The sequence below is a fragment of the Curtobacterium sp. 1310 genome (assembly GCF_017834105.1).
GTDB lineage: Bacteria > Actinomycetota > Actinomycetes > Actinomycetales > Microbacteriaceae > Curtobacterium.
Window position 1 is genome coordinate 79951 of the sequence record NZ_JAFICY010000001.1, and the last position, 16434, is coordinate 96384.

Genomic DNA, 16434 nt, shown 5'->3' on the forward strand with positions numbered 1-16434 from the left:
GCGCCGACTGAGCCCGTGGACAGCGGTGGGGGATGCGATGTCCAGGGTGCCTCGCTATCCTGGAGCGCTGATTCGCGCGCCGATCCCCCCACCCCCGGCGCGGTAGGGAGAAGATCCGTGCGATTCGTCCTGGCGATCGTCAGTTTCGTCATCGGTCTGCTGCTCGTCGGTCTCGCGGTCGGGCAGCGCACCGTGTTCGCGCCACCCTCGTCGCTCGTCGCAGAGTCCTCGAGCACGGCCTCGGCCCCGGTGACCGTGATCCCGGGGTCGACGCTCAACGCGAACCCCGGGTACCAGCGCATCGACGTCTCGGGTTCCGGGACGGTGTTCGCGGCCTACGGCAGGACCGCCGACGTCGACGCGTGGATCGGTGACGCGAAGCACACCACCCTGCGCTTCGACGCCGAGCAGGACCGCCTGGTCGGCCGCACGACGGGATCGGCCGACTCCGTGCCGGACCCGAAGGGCAGCGACCTCTGGTACCAGGAGTGGGACGGTGCGGGACGGTTCACCGTCCGGTTGCCCGCCGACGTGTCGGTCGTGGTGCTCGCCGACGGGTCCGACGCCGCGCCGACCGACGTGTCGGTGACCTGGCCGCGGGACACCGCGACGCCCTCCGTCGGTCCGCTCCTCGTCGCGGGCGGACTCTTCCTGGTCGGTGGCGTCGCGCTGCTGGTCTGGGCGTTCCTGCACCAGCGTCGTGGTCGTGGTCCGCGTCGCCGCAGCGGTGGGTCGCGTCCGCCGCGCGTGCGGGCGTCGCGTCGTGCAGCCGCCGCGGGGGCACAGGTGCCGGTCCGCGGTCGTCGTGGCCGTCGTTCCCTGGTGGCCGTGCCGATCGTGCTCGTGGGGGCGCTCGGTCTCGCGGGCTGCTCGTCGGACTACTGGCCGCAGGGCGGTGGCTCCGGCGCCACCCCGACGCCGACCGCCTCGGCCACCGGCGCCGCGGACTCGACCGAACCGACCGCTGCGACCGAGCAGCAGATCCGCCGGATCGTCGAGCGGGTCGCCGAGGTCGCGTCGAAGGCCGATGCCGACCGTGACGCGACGCTGCTCGAGACCCGCTTCACCGGGGCCGCCCTCGACTTCCGCAAGGCGAACTACGCGATCCGCGAGAAGGACACCGACGTCGAGACGCCGCCCGCGATCTCGGCCGGTCAGGTCTGCGTGGCACTCCCGCAGCAGACCGACAGCTGGCCGCGCACGATCTTCACGGTCGTCGCCGAGGACTGCTCCGCGAAGACCGCTCCGCAGGCCCTCACCCTGGTGCAGGACAGCGCGCGCGACGACTACAAGGTCGCTTACGACGTGTCGCTCGAGGCCGCTGCGGAGATCCCGAGCCTGGCGCCGACGTCGATCGGTGCGGCACGGCTCGCCGGGGACACGAAGCTCCTGCGCATCGCGCCCGACGACATCGCGGCCGCGTACGGCGACGTGCTGGCGAAGGACTCCGACAGCGACTCCGCCTCGCTCTTCGCCTCCGACGGCGACGGTCTGCGCTCGACGATCGGCAAGGCGTACAAGGACAAGAAGGCCGAGTCGCTGCCGGACACCGCGAAGATCGAGTACTCGTCCGAGGTGCCCGACGACGGCGCCGTGGCGATCGCCACGGACGGCGCGGGTGCGCTCGTGTCGGCCTCGCTCGACGAGGTCGAGAAGGTGACCCCGACCGCGGCCGGCGCCGAGGTCAACACCGAGGGGGCGGTCAAGGCCCTCTCCGGCGTCGACTCGAGCACGAAGGGGATCAGCGCGACGTACAGCGTCCAGCTGCTGTTCTCCGTGCCGCCGGTCGGCAGTGATGAGAAGGTGGTCCTGCTCGGGTTCACGCAGGGCCTGACCGCAGCGAGTGAGGTGCAATGACCAACGTCCCCCCGACCCCGTCCGGTCTCCGCGGAGCCGTCGACCTGTCGTCCCTCGTCGACCGCGCTCAGCGGCCGACGCAGCAAGCGGGTGCTCCCACCGGAGGCCCGGGCGCAGCCGCGGGCACCGGCGGCGCCGGCGCCGGTGCCGTGCCGGGCGGCGTCCCGGCGACCGGTGCCGGTCCCGACGCCGACCTGACCGTCCCGTCGCTCGTCATCGACGTCACCGACCAGAGCTTCCAGGACGTCCTGCAGCTCTCGTCCGTCGTCCCGGTGATCGTCGACATCTGGGCGGAGTGGTGCGGGCCGTGCAAGCAGCTCTCGCCGATCCTCGAGCAGCTGACCGCGGAGTACGACGGTCGCGTGGTGCTCGCCAAGGTCGACGCGGACACCAACCCGCAGCTCGTGCAGGCGTTCCAGGCGCAGTCGATCCCGACCGTCGCCGCCGTGATCGGTGGTCGGCCGCTCGGACTCTTCGTCGGCGCGCTGCCCGAGGCGCAGGTGCGCGACGTCTTCGAGCAGGTCGTCGCCGCTGCCGAGCAGAACGGCGTGACCGGTCGGGTCACCGTCGACGGCGCTGCCGAGACGGAGCCCCAGGGCGAGCCCGCTCCCGAGCCGCTGCCGCCGCACCACCAGGCGGCGTACGACGCCATCGAGCGGGGCGACTACGCCGCCGCCGTGCAGGAGTACAAGACCGCGATCGCGCAGGACCCGAACGACCAGATGGCCGTCGCCGGGCTCGCGCAGGTCTCGTTGCTCGACCGGTTGAACGGTCGCACGGCCGACGAGCTCCGCAGTGCCGCGGCCGCGGCGCCGCAGGACGTCGAGGCACAGATGGCCGTCGCCGACCTGGACGTCAGCGGAGGGCACGTCGAGGACGCCTTCGGGCGGCTGCTCGACCTGGTCCCGACGGTGTTCGGTGCGGACCGTGAGACGCTGCGCGTCCGGCTCGTCGAGTACTTCGAGCTGATCGGGGTGGACGACCCGCGTGTGGCCGCGGCACGGCGACGTCTGGCGAGCGCACTGTACTGATCGACGCACCACCGTCGGCCGGTGCGAGACGCCGGCGTCAGTGCGAGACGCCGCAGGAACCACGAGACGCCCCCGGGAACGGGGGCGTCTCCTGTGTTCGGGGGCGTCTCGCGCGGCGTGCACCGCGGACGACACGGGCGGACGACACGGGCGGACGACGGACGGGAGGCCCGGTGCCAGCTGGCACCGGGCCTCCCGTCCGTCCCGTGGTCGCGTCCGCGCGGCGGCGGGGTCAGTCGGCCAGTCGCAGCCAGACCGCACCCAGCGGCGGGACCACCAGGTGGGCCGAGGCCGGGCGGCCGGCCCACGGCGTCTCGTCGGCCGTGACCGAACCCATGTTGCCGACACCGGACCCGCCGTACTCCGTGGCGTCGGTGTTGAGCACCTCGTGCCAGGTGCCCGCAGCGGGCAGCCCGAACCGGCGCTCGACGGGTACCCCGGAGAAGTTCACGAAGACCGCGAGGCGGTCGTCGCCGTCCTTGCGGAGGAACCCGAGCGTCGAGTGCGGCGCGTCGCCGCCCTCGATCCACTCGAAGCCCTCGGGCGAGGAGTCGTGCGTCCACAGCGCCGGGGTCTCCTTGTAGACGCGGTTCAGCGACGCCACGAGGTCCTGCACGCCGAGGTGTCCCGGATCGTCGAGGAGCCACCAGTCCAGCCCCCGGGCCTCGGACCACTCCGACGGCTGGGCGAACTCCTGGCCCATGAAGAGCAGTTGCTTGCCGGGGTGCGCCCACATGAACGCGAGGTACGCCCGGACGTTCGCGAGCTTCTGCCACTCGTCGCCGGGCATCTTCCCGTAGAGCGAGCCCTTCCCGTGCACGACCTCGTCGTGGCTGATCGGAAGGGTGAACTGCTCACTGAAGGCGTAGACCAGCGAGAACGTGATCTCGTCGTGGTGGTACGCGCGGTACGCCGGGTCACGCTCGATGTACTGCAGCGAATCGTGCATCCAGCCCATGTTCCACTTCTGGCCGAAGCCGAGCCCGCCGGCGCTCGTCGGCTGGGTGACACCGGGCCACGAGGTGCTCTCCTCGGCGGTCATCACGATGCCGGGGTAGCGCTTGTAGGCCGTGGCGTTCGTCTCCTGCAGGAACGAGATCGCCTCGAGGTTCTCGCGACCGCCGTGGATGTTCGGCAGCCACTCGGTGCGGGAGTAGTCGAGGTACAGCATCGAGGCCACGGCGTCGACCCGCAGGCCGTCGATGTGGAACTCCTCGAACCAGTAGAGCGCGTTCGCCACCAGGAAGTTGCGGACCTGCGGGTGCCCGAAGTCGAACACGAAGGTGCCCCAGTCGAGCTGCTCACCGCGACGCGGATCCGGGTGCTCGAACAGCGCGTAGCCGTCGAACTTCGCGAGTGCCCACTCGTCCTTCGGGAAGTGTCCCGGTACCCAGTCCATGATCACGCCGATGCCGGCGCTGTGCAGGCGGTCGATCAGGTAGCGCAGGTCGTCCGGCGTGCCGAAGCGCGCGGTCGGAGCGTAGTACCCGGTGACCTGGTAGCCCCACGAGCCACCGAACGGGTGCTCGGCGAGCGGCAGGAACTCGACGTGGGTGAACCCGAGGTGCTGCACGTGGCCGATGAGCGCATCGGCGGCCTCGCGGTAGGAGAGCCCGGGGCGCCACGATCCGAGGTGCACCTCGTAGACGCTCATCGGCGCATCGTGGGTCGTCGTCTGCGCTCGACGCGCCATCCAGGCGGTGTCGCCGTCGGACCACGTGTGGTCGGAGGCGGTGACGACCGAGGCGGTCAGCGGCGGGACCTCGGTGCGTCGGGCGAACGGGTCCGCTCGCTCGACCCAGCCGGAGTCGGTGAGGATCTGGAACTTGTACCGCTGCCCGACGAGGGCGCCGGGCCAGAAGAGCTCCCACACGCCGAGGTCGTTCAGGCGACGCATCGCGGTGGTGCGGCCCTCCCACCCCTCGAAGTCCCCGATCACGCGGACGGCGGTGGCGCGGGGTGCCCACACGGTGAACGCGACGCCGTCGACGCCGTCGACGGTGCGGACGTGCGCGCCGAGGTGCTGCCAGAGCTGCTCGTCACGGCCCTCGCCGAACAGGTGGAGGTCGAGCTCGCCGATGGTCGGCGCGAAGCGGTAGGCGTCGTCGGTGGTCCACGTCGCGTCGTCGGCGTCGGTGGACTCGTCGAGGTCGTAGTCGGCCTCGACGCGGTACCGACCGAGCGTGCCGGTCGTGGCGCCCGCCCAGAGACCGTCGCCCTCGTGGGTCAGTTCGACGTCGTCGCCGTCGGGGCGCACGATGCGGACGGCCGTCGCGAGGTGCCGGACGACGCGCACGCTCGTGCCCCCGTCCACCGGGTGCGGACCGAGCACGTCGTGCGGCTGGGACCAACGGCCCTCGGCCACCTGCTGGCGGAGCCAGTCCTCGACCGGCGCCGGCCGGGGAGCCGCTCCCGAGGTCGGGGCGACGTCGGAGCCGCCGGCGGGCGCTGCGTGCTGCGGTGCTGCGTGCTGCGGTGCCGCGGGCTGTGGTGCTGCGGACTCGGGTGCTGGGACGAGGTCCGCCGCGGTCGCCGTCGCTCCCGGTGCCGCCGAGCGTCCACCCTCGGAGAGCGGTGCGTCCGCGCCGTCCGCCGACAGACCGGTCGGGTCCGTGGGCTCCAGGCCGGTCGGTGCCGGGGAGCCGTCACGAGCTGCGCCGGCGAGGGTCGCCGACTCCGGGACCCCGCGGTCCGGCGTCTCCTTCGCCACGGGCGCGGCGCCGGGGAGGTCCTCGTGCGGTGCCGAGACCCGTGGCTCGTACCGGGGGGCCGGTCGGTCGGCCGGCGGGACCACGCCCGGGGCACGGGAGCGGGTCACGGGCGGCGGCGGGGGCGGCACCGGCGGGACGCTCGGCCCCTGGCCTCGGTCCGGGGTGGCGGGGGTGGGACGGTCGGAGCCCATCGGCGGGGTCCCCTTCGGGTCGCTGTCGGTCATCGGACGGGTCCCTCCACGACGAGCAGGTGCACGGGCTCCTGGAAGGCGTCGAGGCGGACGTAGTTGGACGAACCCCACTCCCAGCGCTGCCCGGTGACGACGTCGCGGACGACGAACGGCTGCTCGTTCGGCAGCCCGAGCGCGGCGAGGTCGAGGTGCACGGTGGTCTCGCGCGCCGAGTGCGGGTCGACGTTCGCGACGACGATCACCGTGTCCGCGCGGCCCGACCGGATGAACTCGGCGGGCAGGTGCTTCGAGTAGACGACGATCGCCGGGTCCTCGGCGTCGTGGACGTGCAGGTTCCGGAGCTGACGCAGCGCGGGGTGGGCCTGACGGAAGCGGTTGAGCATCGTGACGTACGGCGCGAGGCTCGCGCCCTCGGCCTCGGCCAGGGCGAAGTCGCGCGGCTTGTACTCGTACTTCTCGTTGTCGATGTTCTCCTCGGACCCCGGGCGTGCGACGTCCTCGAAGAGCTCGTACCCGGCGTACATGCCCCAGGTCGGCGCCCCGGTCGCGGCGAGCGCGGCGCGCACCTTGTAACCGGCGCGACCGCCGAACTGCAGGTACTCGGTGAGGATGTCGGGGGTGTTCACGAAGAGGTTCGGGCGCAGGTAGGCGCTCGTCTCGTGGCTGAGCTCGGAGAAGTAGTCCTCGATCTCCTCCTTCGTGTTCCGCCACGTGAAGTACGTGTACGACTGCTGGAACCCGGCCTCGGCCAGGGCGCGCATCATCGCCGGGCGGGTGAAGGCCTCGGCGAGGAACACCGTGTCCGGGTGCTGGTCGCGGACCTCGCGGATGACGCGTTCCCAGAACCAGAGCGGCTTGGTGTGCGGGTTGTCGACGCGGAAGATGCGGATCCCGAACGCGATCCAGTGCTCGAGGACCCGCAGGACCTCGGTGACGATGCCCTCGGGGTCGCTGTCGAACTGGATCGGGTAGATGTCCTGGTACCGCTTCGGCGGGTTCTCGGCCGTGGCGATCGACCCGTCCGCCCGGACCGTGAACCACTCGGGGTGCTGGTCCACCCACGGGTGGTCGGGGGAGCACTGGAGTGCGAAGTCGAGCGCGACCTCCATCCCGCTGTTCTTCGCCGTCTCGACGAAGACGCGGAAGTCGTCCTCGGTGCCGAGGTCGGGGTGGATCGCGTCGTGCCCACCCTCGGGACCACCGATCGCCCACGGGCTGCCCGGGTCGTGCGGTCCCGGGGTGAGCGTGTTGTTCGGGCCCTTGCGCGCCGTGGTGCCGATCGGGTGGATCGGCGGGAGGTAGACCACGTCGAAGCCCATGCGCGCGACGGCCGGGAGCCGGCGGGCCGCGGTGCGGAAGTCGCCGCTCCTCCACGAGCCGTCGGCGTTCTTCTTCGCCCCTTCGCTGCGGGGGAAGAACTCGTACCAGGCGCCGACGCCCGCGCGCTGCCGCTCGACGTCGAGGAGCTGCGTGGGGGAGTGCGTCCGGAGCGAGGTCAGCGGGGAGTCCTCGACCTCACCCGTGATGCGCGGGTCGTCGACGGCCGCGAGGCGCTCGGTCGGCTCGAGGTCGGTGTCCCGCAGCTGCTCGGCCGCGCGGACGGCGGCGCTGGAGTCGGTCTCGGCGGCGAGTCGGTCGAGCAGGACGGCGCCGTCGAGGAGCGTCGCCTCGGTGTCGACACCGGCGGCGATCTTGAGCCGGGCGGCGTGCAGCCACGTCGCCCAGTCGTCGGAGAACGACTCGACGTGCCACGTCCAGACGCCGACGTGGTCGACCTGCACGGTGGCCTCGTAGCGGTCCGTGCCGGGGGCGCCGAGCAGCATCGGCACGGTGCGTGTGCCGCCGTCCGGGCGTTCGAGCACGAGGTCGGCGCCGATGACCCCGTGGCCCTCGCGGAAGACGGTCGCGCCGAACGTGATCACCTCGCCGTCGAACGCCTTGCCCGGGAACCCGTTCGGGGTCGTCGGCGCGAGCTGGGTGATCGGGATGCGTCCGATCTTCGGTCGGCGGGGTCGATCTGCGGTGGCCACGGAGGCGACGCTACCCGGCCGGAGCGCTCGCGTTCCCCGGAACGCGTTCCCTGTGCAGTGTCGGGCGCGTCACCCGGCCTGTGCAGGACGCGCACGTGCGGGCTCCGTCGCCCGTTCCTTCCCCGGACGGGCGCGCGGAGGGCCACGACCCCCCTACGCCACCTCGAAGACGTGGATGCCGGGGCCGTACGCGGTGAAGACCTGCCCGCCCGGCCGGAGCCGCTCGTGGTCGCGGTGCTTCTCGCTCGACCAGGCCAACCGGTACCCGAGCACGTCCTGGCGCGCCGGCAGCGTCAGGTCCCGCGTCCGCCCGCTGCCGTGCACGACCACGAGCACCCGGTCGAACGGCTCGTGCTCCGGGGTCGACTCGGCGAAGTACTGCACGACCCGGTGGATGGGTTGGTCCCACCCCTCGGGGGTCATCGGCTGCCCGTCCGGTCCGTACCACGCCATGCGCGACGCTCCGGGCGTCTCCCGCCCCTCGACCCCGAAGCGCGTCGGCCGGAGCGCCGGGTGCGCTGCGCGCAGCCGCGTGAGCGCCGCGACCGCCTCGGTCATCGCCTCGGCGTCCTCGTCGTCCGACCAGTCGACGGCGGTCAGGTCGTCGGACACGACGTAGGCGTTGTTGTTGCCGTGCTGCGTCCTGCTGCGCTCGTCGCCGGCGGTCAGCATCGGGATGCCCGCCGAGAGCATCAGGGTGCCGACGAGGTTCCGCATCGACCGGCCCCGGGCGGCACGCACCCCGCGGTCGGCCGTGTCGCCCTCGATCCCGTGGTTGAACGAGCGGTTGTCGTCGGACCCGTCCCGCCCGTCCTCGCCGTTCGCCTCGTTGTGCTTGCGGTCGTGCGAGACGAGGTCGAGCAGCGTGAAGCCGTCGTGGGCCGTGACGAAGTTGACGCTCGCGAGGGGGCCGCGCTCCTGGCCGAAGGTGCCGCGGGACCCGGTGAGCGCCTCGGCGAGCCGACCGATGCCCGCCTGCGGGGTGCCGTTCCGGCGTTCCTCGGCGACGTCGGTCAGCCAGAACTGGCGGACGGTGTTCCGGAACCCGTCGTTCCACTCGCTCGTGCCGGGGCCGAACGCCCCCGTGCGCCACCCGTCGGGACCGACGTCCCACGGCTCGGCGACGACGAGCACGTCCTGCAGGTCCGGGTGCTGCCGGATGCGCTCGAGCAACGGGTGCGCCGGGTCGAACACGTGGTGCTCGTCGCGGGCGAGCGCCGCCATCAGGTCGAACCGGAACCCGTCGACCTGCACCTCGCGCGCCCAGTAGCGCAGGCTCTCGACGACCATGTCCGCGGTGGCCTCGACCGAGGTGTCGAGCGTGTTCCCGCAGCCGGTGGTGTCGTAGTACGACGCACCGTCCTCGGTCCAGCGGTACCGCCCCGCCCCGTCGATGCCGCGCAGCGAGGTGGTGGGTCCGCCGGTGCCCTCCTCGGCGGTGTGGTTGTAGACGACGTCGAGCAGCACCTGGATGCCCGCCTCGTGCAGGAGTCGCACCATGCCCTTGAACTCGCGGAGCACCGCGGAGGCACCCGCGGCACGGGCGTCCGACGAGGCGTGGGCCGCGTGCGGTGCGAAGAACCCGAGGGTGTTGTAGCCCCACGCGTTCTCGCGACCGGCGTCCCGGAGCCACGCCTCGGTGTCGAACGCGTGCACGGGCAGCAGCTCGAGGGTCGTCACGCCGATGCGGCGCAGGTGGGCGATGGTGCTCGGGTGCGCGACGCCGGCGTACGTCCCGCGCAGGTGCTCGGGGACGTCGGGGTTCGCAGCGGTGAGCGTGCGGACGTTCGCCTCGTACACGACGGTCCGGTCCAGGGGGACGTCGGGCTTCGGCACACCGCCCCAGTCGAAGGCATCGTCGACCACGACGCTCGTCCACCGTGGGCCGCCGCTCCCAGCGGCCGTCGCCGCGGGGACGATGCCACGCGCGTACGGGTCGAGCAGCGGTCGCGCGGGGTCGAACGCGTGGCGGGGTCCGTCCGGACCGTCGACGAGCAGGTGGTACCGATCGCCCGGCCGCACGTCCGGCGTCTCCGCCGCCCACCGGTCGGTGCCGTCGGTCCGCGACAGGACGTGGCGGGTCTCGACACCGTCGGCGTCGACGACCACGAGGGTCACCGCGGTCGCGGAGGCGGAACGCACCGAGAAGCGGGGCACGCCGTCACCGAGGCGGAAGCCGGGGGTCTCGTCGATCGCGGTGCGGTGCATGACGACCAGGGTACGAGGGGCCGGAGGTATCCTGTGAACGCACACGGAAGGGGCGCAGTCATGCCGGTCTACCTCGACCACGCGGCGACGACGCCCATCCTGCCCGCGGCGCTCGCCGCGTTCACCCGGGCCCTGGCCACGGTGGGCAACCCGTCGTCGATCCACAGCGCCGGCCAGCGCGCGAAGATGCTGCTCGAGGACGGTCGCGCCGCGGTCGCCCGGTCGCTCGACGCGGAGCCGGTCGAGGTCGTCTTCACCTCCGGCGGCACCGAGAGCATCAACCTCGCGGTCAAGGGGCTGTACTGGGCGCGGCAGCAGGACCGTCCGCGGCCGCGCATCGTCGTGCCGGCGGGCGAGCACCACGCCACCGTCGACACGGTTGAGTGGCTCGAGCGCCACGAGGGCGCCGTCGTCGACGTGGTCCCGCTGGACGCGCAGGGTCGCGTCGACCTCGTCGGCCTGGAGGCACGGCTCGCCGACGCCTCGGACGTCGCCCTGGTCACGTTCCTGTGGGCGAACAACGAGGTCGGGACCCTGCAGCCGGTCGACCGCATCGTCGAGCTGGCGCACGCCGCCGGTGTGCCGGTGCACAGCGACGCCGTCGCGGCGTACGGGCAGGTCCCGGTGTCGTTCGCGGCCTCCGGCCTCGACGCGCTCAGCGTGTCGGCGCACAAGATCGGTGGGCCGGTCGGGATCGGCGCGCTGGTCCTCGGGCGCCGTGCGACGGTCGAGCCGCTCATCCACGGCGGTGGCCAGCAGCGACAGGTCCGCAGCGGGACGCAGGACGCCCCGGCGGCGGCGGCCTTCGGGGTCGCCGCCGACGCCGGGCTGCACGACGCGTCGGCCCTGCGCGACCGGCTCGTCGCGGGGGTCCTGGAGCGCGTCCCGAGCGCCGTGCTCATGGGCGACCCGGTCGACCGGCTCCCCGGCAACGCCCACTTCACCTTCCCCGGGTGCGAGGGCGACTCGCTGCTGTTCCTGCTCGACGCGGCCGGGGTCGCCGTGTCGACCGGGTCCGCCTGCCAGGCCGGCGTCCCCGAGGCGTCGCACGTGCTGCTCGGCATGGGCCTGTCCGAGGACGAGGCCCGCGGCGCCCTGCGCATCACGCTCGGGCACACCTCGACCGAGGCCGACGTCGACGCCTTCCTCGCCGCGCTGCCCGACGCGGTCGCCCGGGCCGGTGCAGCCGGCCTGGCGTCCCGGACGCCTCTGCTCGGACGCTGAGCGACCAGGTCCCCACGGCCCTCCACAGCGGCCACCTGCCGGACGCGAGCCCACACGGCGGAGTGCGGCGAGCCTCCCGGCCGGTGGGCACCGGTAGGATCGGTGACCATGGTCGAACTTGACTTCACCGAGCAGCTGTCCGCCCTCCGCGAGACCTTCGGCAACATCCGCTCGGTCGTCGACGTCGACCGGCTCCAGCGCGAGATCGCCGAACTGAGCGAGCAGGCGGGTGCCCAGGACCTGTGGGACGACGTCGAGCACGCGCAGCAGGTGACGAGCGCGCTCTCGCACAAGCAGGCCGAGCTCCGGAAGATGACCGACACCGAGCAGCGCATCGACGACCTCGAGGTCCTCGTCGAGATGGCGAACGAGGCCGACGACGCCGACTCCGCGGCCGAGGCGCAGGACGAGCTCAAGGCCATCCAGAAGACCATGGGCGACCTCGAGGTGCAGACCCTCCTCGACGGCGAGTACGACGAGCGCCCCGCGGTGATCACGATCCGCGCCGGTGCCGGCGGTGTCGATGCGGCGGACTTCGCCGAGATGCTCCTCCGCATGTACCTGCGCTACGCCGAGCAGCACGGCTTCAAGACCACCGTCATGGACACCTCCTACGCGGAGGAAGCGGGCATCAAGTCCGCGACGTTCGAGGTCGACGCGCCGTACGCCTTCGGCACGCTCTCGGTCGAGGCCGGCACGCACCGCCTCGTCCGCATGTCGCCGTTCGGTGCCGCGGGCAAGCGCCAGACCTCGTTCGCCGCGGTCGAGGTCATCCCGCTCATGCCGGAGACCGCGGTCATCGACATCCCGGAGAACGACATCCGGGTCGACGTGTTCCGGTCCTCCGGCCCCGGTGGCCAGTCGGTCAACACCACGGACTCCGCCGTCCGCCTGACCCACCTGCCGACCGGCACCGTCGTGTCCATGCAGAACGAGAAGTCGCAGATCCAGAACCGCGCAGCCGCCATGCGCGTGCTGCAGTCGCGCCTGCTGCTCCTGAAGAAGGAGGAGGAGAACGCGAAGAAGAAGGAGCTCGCCGGCAACATCACGGCGAGCTGGGGTGACCAGATCCGCTCGTACGTCCTCGCGCCGTACCAGATGGTCAAGGACCTCCGGAGCGAGCACGAGGTCAACAACCCGTCGTCGGTGTTCGACGGGGACCTGGACGGCTTCATCAACGCGGGCATCCGCTGGCGCAAGCAGGGCGACGATTCCTGAGCGAGCTCGCGGGGGAGTCGAGCCGCGCGCCTCGGTTGACTTCCGGCCCACCCGACCTAGCCTGATCCGGTCATGATCAAATTCGACCAGGTCACCAAGGTCTACTCGGGCAACCCGAGTCCCGCGCTCGACGACCTCTCCCTCGAGATCCTCAAGGGTGAGTTCGTCTTCCTCGTCGGCGCGTCCGGCTCCGGCAAGTCGAGCTTCCTCCGCCTCGTGCTCAAGGAGGAGAAGCCGACCCGCGGGCAGATCCACGTGCTCGGCCAGCGCCTCGGCGCGCTGTCGTCGCGCAAGGTCCCGTACTTCCGCCGCAACCTCGGTGTGGTCTTCCAGGACTTCCGGCTCCTGCCGAACAAGAACGTCTTCGACAACGTCGCGTTCTCGCTCCAGGTGATCGGCAAGAGCAAGGGCTTCATCAGCGAGGCCGTCACCGACGTGCTCAAGCTCGTCGGCCTGGCCGGCAAGGCCACCCGGATGCCGCACGAGCTCTCCGGTGGTGAGCAGCAGCGCGTCGCGATCGCCCGTGCGGTCGTCAACAAGCCGGCGATCCTGCTGGCCGACGAGCCCACCGGCAACCTCGACCCGACCACCTCGGCGGGCATCATGGCGCTCCTCGAACGCATCAACCAGGGAGGCACCACCGTGCTCATGGCGACGCACGACGCCAGCATCGTGAACCAGATGCAGCGCCGGGTCATCGAGCTCTCGAACGGCACCGTCCTGCGCGACGAGCAGTCCGGCGGGTACCAGACGCAGGCGCTGCCGATCCAGCGCGGCTCCGGCGTCTCGAACACGACCGGCATCCAGACGATCCCGGGGCTCATCCGATGAGGCTCGGGCTCGTCATGTCCGAGGTCGGCTCGGGCCTGCGGCGCAACGCGTCGATGGTGGTCTCGGTCGTCCTGGTGACCTTCATCTCGCTCACCTTCGTGGGCACGGCGATCCTGCTGCAGATGCAGATCAACCAGATGAAGGGGTACTGGTACGACCGGGCGCAGGTCGCGGTGTACCTGTGCACCGACACCGACACCACCGGCAACTGCACCGGCGCCAAGGCGACCGAGGACCAGCGCGAGCAGGTCCAGGCGCAGCTCGACTCGTCCACCCTGAAGCCGTACATCGAGAAGACGTACTACGAGGACCAGGACCAGGCGTTCACGCGGTTCAAGGAGCAGTTCAAGGACTCGCCCGCGACCGAGTTCGTGAAGCCGGAGTACCTCAACGAGACCTTCTGGGTGAACCTGAAGAACCCGTCGCAGGCGGACGTGCTCGTCGAGAGCCTGTCGAAGGTCGCCGGCGTGCAGAGCGTCGTCGACCAGCGCGGGTACCTGCAGCCGATCTTCAACCTGCTCAACGCATCGTCGTACACGGCGATCGGCATCGCGTCGCTGATGCTCGTGGCGGCCGTACTGCTCATCGCGACCACCATCCGACTCTCGGCGTTCAGCAGGCGACGCGAGCTCGGCATCATGCGCCTGGTCGGGGCGTCGAACCGGTTCATCCAGACACCCTTCGTGCTCGAGGGGGTGATCGCCGCCGCGATCGGAGCGGTGCTCGCCGGTGGCGCGATCACCGCGGTGGTCTGGTTCTTCGTCCGGAACTACCTGGCGCAGCGGTTCTCCGGCACCGCCTTCATCGGCATGAGCGACGCGGCCGTGGTCGTGCCCGCGGTGATCGTGATCGGCGTGCTCCTGGCCGGGGTCTCGGCGCTCATCGCGATCCGCCGGTACCTGCGCGTCTGACCCGGCCCGGGCGGCGGTAGATCGTCCGGCGCGAGGCTCGCCGTGGCGGACATCTTCGCGGTGGTCCTGCCAAGAACGTGTCCGCCTGCACGAGCCTCGGGTCGCCGGCGCACCGCGGCGCGCCGGGAAGGTGCGCCGCGGTCGTCGTGTTCACTAGGCTGTAGGGCTGCGCAGCAGCACCGGGGTTCGTGCCCGGTCACGAAGGGAGTCACCATGGCGAAGGAACGCGGCGAGAAGATCGTGGCGACCAACCGTCGCGCGCGCCACGACTACCTGATCGAGGACACGTACGAGGCGGGCATGGTGCTCTCGGGTACCGAGGTGAAGTCCCTCCGCGAGGGGCGGGCCTCACTCGTCGACGGCTACGCGTTCATCGACGGTGGCGAGGCCTGGCTCGACTCCGTGCACATCCCCGAGTACACCGAGGGGACGTGGAACAACCACGCGCCGCGGCGGAAGCGCAAGCTCCTCCTGCACAAGCAGCAGATCGTGAAGATCTCGCACAAGACCGCGCAGGGCGGGTACACGCTCGTGCCGATGAAGATCTACTTCCACGACGGCCGCGCGAAGGTCGAGATCGCGGTCGCCAAGGGCAAGCGCGAGTTCGACAAGCGTCAGGCCCTGCGCGAGAAGACCGACAAGCGCGAGGCCGAGCGCGCCATGCGCTCGCGCAACCGCCTCGGCGAGTGAGCGCGGCGGGGTGAGCCCTCGGCGAACGTCGGTGGCGTCGTCCAGCACACCCCGCTAGGCTGGGGTCCGCTCCTCACGGGGAGCATTGGCAACTCAACAGCGTGACAGCGGCTCGCACGTCACGGCCCGTACGGGGATGATCGGTTTCGACATTGCCTGTGTGCCGACGGGAAGCGGGCCGAGGACCCACGGTCATCTCGTGAACGATCCGTGGAAAACAACAAGTGCCAATTCCAAGCGCACTGACTTCGCTCTCGCTGCGTAAGCAGCCCAGCACATGAAGTCCGTCGGCCAGGTGATCGTCTTCTAACCTGAGTTCCGGCGTCATCCAGAGGACTTGCTGCACGGTTGCGCCTCAGGGCCGTGCGGGACTTGCACTGAGACTGGGCCCGTCGTCCTAGAAGCCGGTAGCAAAGGACGGGGCCGAGCAGAACGACTCATCCGGATACGCCCGTAGAAGACGTCGAACCGCAGCGATGGACGGGGGTTCGATTCCCCCCATCTCCACCAACGCCGTGCCGTCGAGCCGCTGTCGCGCTGATCGAACCGAGATCGCCACCCGAACGCCCCGTCGTCGTCCCCCAGGACGGCGCCGGGGCGTTCGTCGTTCCCCCTGGGTCCCGGACTACTGTCCGGAGCGAGCGCGGGGCTGGTCCTGCGTCGACCCGACCGGGAGGGCAGCACGTGGTGCAGGAGATCGCGATCCGAGTCCGTCTGCGCGAGCAGGACCGTCTGGGACTGGCGGAGTACGAGCGGATCGTGGGGTCCGTCGCGACCGTCGCCGCCGTCGTCGCCTGGCTGCCGACGCCCGGGTCACGGCTCGTCGTCCGCGGTCGTGGTGCCGAGCCGGTGCGCCTCGAGACGGTGTCGTACGGCACCGTGTTCGAGATGCTCGTCGTGCTCGACCAACGCTCGGCCGCGGTCGAACGGGCAGCGTCGGCGGTGGCCGCGCTGGTGACGTCGGTGCGCGACGAGCACGTCGAGGACGACGTCGCGGGCATCGCCGGCGAGTTCGACCGCCTCGATCGGTCGGCGCCACGCGGCCGCTCGGCGGTGGAGCTGGCGCTGCGTGGGTTCCTCGAGGGAGCCCGGGCCGACGTGCTCGCACGGAGGACCACCACGCGGGTCCGTGCTGCCCAGGCGCTCCTGCGGCTCGCCGAGGACGGGGCGGAGCTCGTGGTGGAGCGGGTCGAGGACGCCCTGGCACCCGTGGCCGAGGAACAGCAGGTCGACGTGCTCTCGGACACCGGCACGTCCGTCGTGGTCGAGCCGGTCGACGGGATCGCGCCCTCCGGTGTCCGCGCCTCGCGCACGGTGGTCGACGACGACTTCCCGGCGGAACAGCCCGGCGAGCAGGACGAGGGCACGAAGACCAAGGACAAGGACGAGAAGCAGTCCGACAAGAAGAAGAAGGACAAGAAGAAGAAGTCCGGCAAGAAGAAGGACAAGAAGAAGTCCGACAAGAAGAAGTCCGACAAGAAGCAGTCCGACAAGAAGCAGTCCGACAAGAAGCAGTAGGACCACGCGGTAGG

At 71.3% G+C, this 16434-nt stretch carries 11 protein-coding genes and 1 other RNA gene; 9 read left to right on the top strand and 3 right to left on the bottom strand.

Features of this window, described 5'->3' with window-relative positions:
* The first annotated feature begins 117 nt into the window (after positions 1–117).
* Both JOD95_RS00395 and JOD95_RS00400 read left to right on the top strand, forming a co-directional pair.
* Positions 118–1857, top strand: coding sequence for a hypothetical protein (locus JOD95_RS00395; RefSeq protein ID WP_066654797.1), 1740 nt, complete (start codon positions 118–120; stop codon positions 1855–1857).
* Positions 1854–2888 carry a tetratricopeptide repeat protein gene (locus JOD95_RS00400; protein ID WP_209682242.1) on the top strand — a complete coding sequence of 345 codons (1035 nt, stop codon included), beginning with the start codon at positions 1854–1856 and terminating at the stop codon, positions 2886–2888. The genes JOD95_RS00395 and JOD95_RS00400 overlap by 4 nt, the downstream gene beginning before the upstream one ends.
* A gap of 232 nt (positions 2889–3120) precedes the next feature.
* Here the strand turns inward: JOD95_RS00400 and glgB are convergent, their stop codons facing one another.
* The 3 genes from glgB to JOD95_RS00415 all read right to left on the bottom strand — a co-directional run bounded on the left by glgB (position 3121) and on the right by JOD95_RS00415 (position 10028).
* Positions 3121–5823 (bottom strand): 1,4-alpha-glucan branching protein GlgB, encoded by a 2703-nt coding sequence (gene glgB / locus JOD95_RS00405; RefSeq protein ID WP_245171043.1) that lies wholly within the window; start codon positions 5821–5823, stop codon positions 3121–3123.
* The gene (locus JOD95_RS00410; protein WP_209682244.1) at positions 5820–7820 is read right to left on the bottom strand and encodes an alpha-1,4-glucan--maltose-1-phosphate maltosyltransferase; all 2001 of its coding nucleotides are present in this window, start codon (positions 7818–7820) and stop codon (positions 5820–5822) included. The genes glgB and JOD95_RS00410 overlap by 4 nt, the downstream gene beginning before the upstream one ends.
* Before the next feature lie 153 nt (positions 7821–7973).
* The gene (locus tag JOD95_RS00415) at positions 7974–10028 is read right to left on the bottom strand and encodes a glycogen-debranching protein (protein WP_209682246.1); all 2055 of its coding nucleotides are present in this window, start codon (positions 10026–10028) and stop codon (positions 7974–7976) included.
* A 60-nt stretch (positions 10029–10088) separates the two neighbouring features.
* Between JOD95_RS00415 and JOD95_RS00420 the strand changes: the two genes are divergently transcribed.
* The 7 genes from JOD95_RS00420 (at position 10089) to JOD95_RS00450 (ending at position 16420) form a co-directional block, all read left to right on the top strand.
* Entirely contained in the window at positions 10089–11252 is a 1164-nt protein-coding gene (locus tag JOD95_RS00420) for a cysteine desulfurase family protein (protein WP_066654788.1), read from the top strand.
* 108 nt (positions 11253–11360) lie between these two features.
* The gene (gene prfB, locus JOD95_RS00425) at positions 11361–12470 is read left to right on the top strand and encodes a peptide chain release factor 2 (RefSeq protein WP_066654787.1); all 1110 of its coding nucleotides are present in this window, start codon (positions 11361–11363) and stop codon (positions 12468–12470) included.
* 72 nt (positions 12471–12542) lie between these two features.
* Complete coding sequence (gene ftsE / locus JOD95_RS00430; protein WP_066654786.1) at positions 12543–13301, top strand: cell division ATP-binding protein FtsE; 759 nt, start codon at positions 12543–12545, stop codon at positions 13299–13301.
* The gene (gene ftsX / locus JOD95_RS00435; RefSeq protein ID WP_209682249.1) at positions 13298–14212 is read left to right on the top strand and encodes a permease-like cell division protein FtsX; all 915 of its coding nucleotides are present in this window, start codon (positions 13298–13300) and stop codon (positions 14210–14212) included. The genes ftsE and ftsX overlap by 4 nt, the downstream gene beginning before the upstream one ends.
* A 213-nt stretch (positions 14213–14425) precedes the next feature.
* Positions 14426–14902: an SsrA-binding protein SmpB gene (smpB, locus tag JOD95_RS00440; RefSeq protein WP_066654782.1), complete on the top strand. Its 477-nt coding sequence runs from the start codon at positions 14426–14428 to the stop codon at positions 14900–14902.
* Positions 14903–15034: 132 nt separating this feature from the next.
* Positions 15035–15412: a transfer-messenger RNA gene (gene ssrA / locus JOD95_RS00445) on the top strand.
* Between the two features lie 174 nt (positions 15413–15586).
* Positions 15587–16420, top strand: coding sequence for a hypothetical protein (locus JOD95_RS00450; protein WP_209682251.1), 834 nt, complete (start codon positions 15587–15589; stop codon positions 16418–16420).
* Positions 16421–16434 lie beyond the last annotated feature (14 nt).

What these genes read in the sequence shown, in the direction of transcription:
- glgB (WP_245171043.1), bottom strand. Translation starts at nt 5,823, where the DNA reads ATGACCGACAGCGACCCGAAGGGGACCCCGCCGATGGGCTCCGACCGT.
- ftsX (WP_209682249.1), top strand. Translation starts at nt 13,298, where the DNA reads ATGAGGCTCGGGCTCGTCATGTCCGAGGTCGGCTCGGGCCTGCGGCGC.
- JOD95_RS00420 (WP_066654788.1), top strand. Translation starts at nt 10,089, where the DNA reads ATGCCGGTCTACCTCGACCACGCGGCGACGACGCCCATCCTGCCCGCG.
- prfB (WP_066654787.1), top strand. Translation starts at nt 11,361, where the DNA reads ATGGTCGAACTTGACTTCACCGAGCAGCTGTCCGCCCTCCGCGAGACC.
- ftsE (WP_066654786.1), top strand. Translation starts at nt 12,543, where the DNA reads ATGATCAAATTCGACCAGGTCACCAAGGTCTACTCGGGCAACCCGAGT.
- smpB (WP_066654782.1), top strand. Translation starts at nt 14,426, where the DNA reads ATGGCGAAGGAACGCGGCGAGAAGATCGTGGCGACCAACCGTCGCGCG.
- JOD95_RS00400 (WP_209682242.1), top strand. Translation starts at nt 1,854, where the DNA reads ATGACCAACGTCCCCCCGACCCCGTCCGGTCTCCGCGGAGCCGTCGAC.
- JOD95_RS00415 (WP_209682246.1), bottom strand. Translation starts at nt 10,028, where the DNA reads ATGCACCGCACCGCGATCGACGAGACCCCCGGCTTCCGCCTCGGTGAC.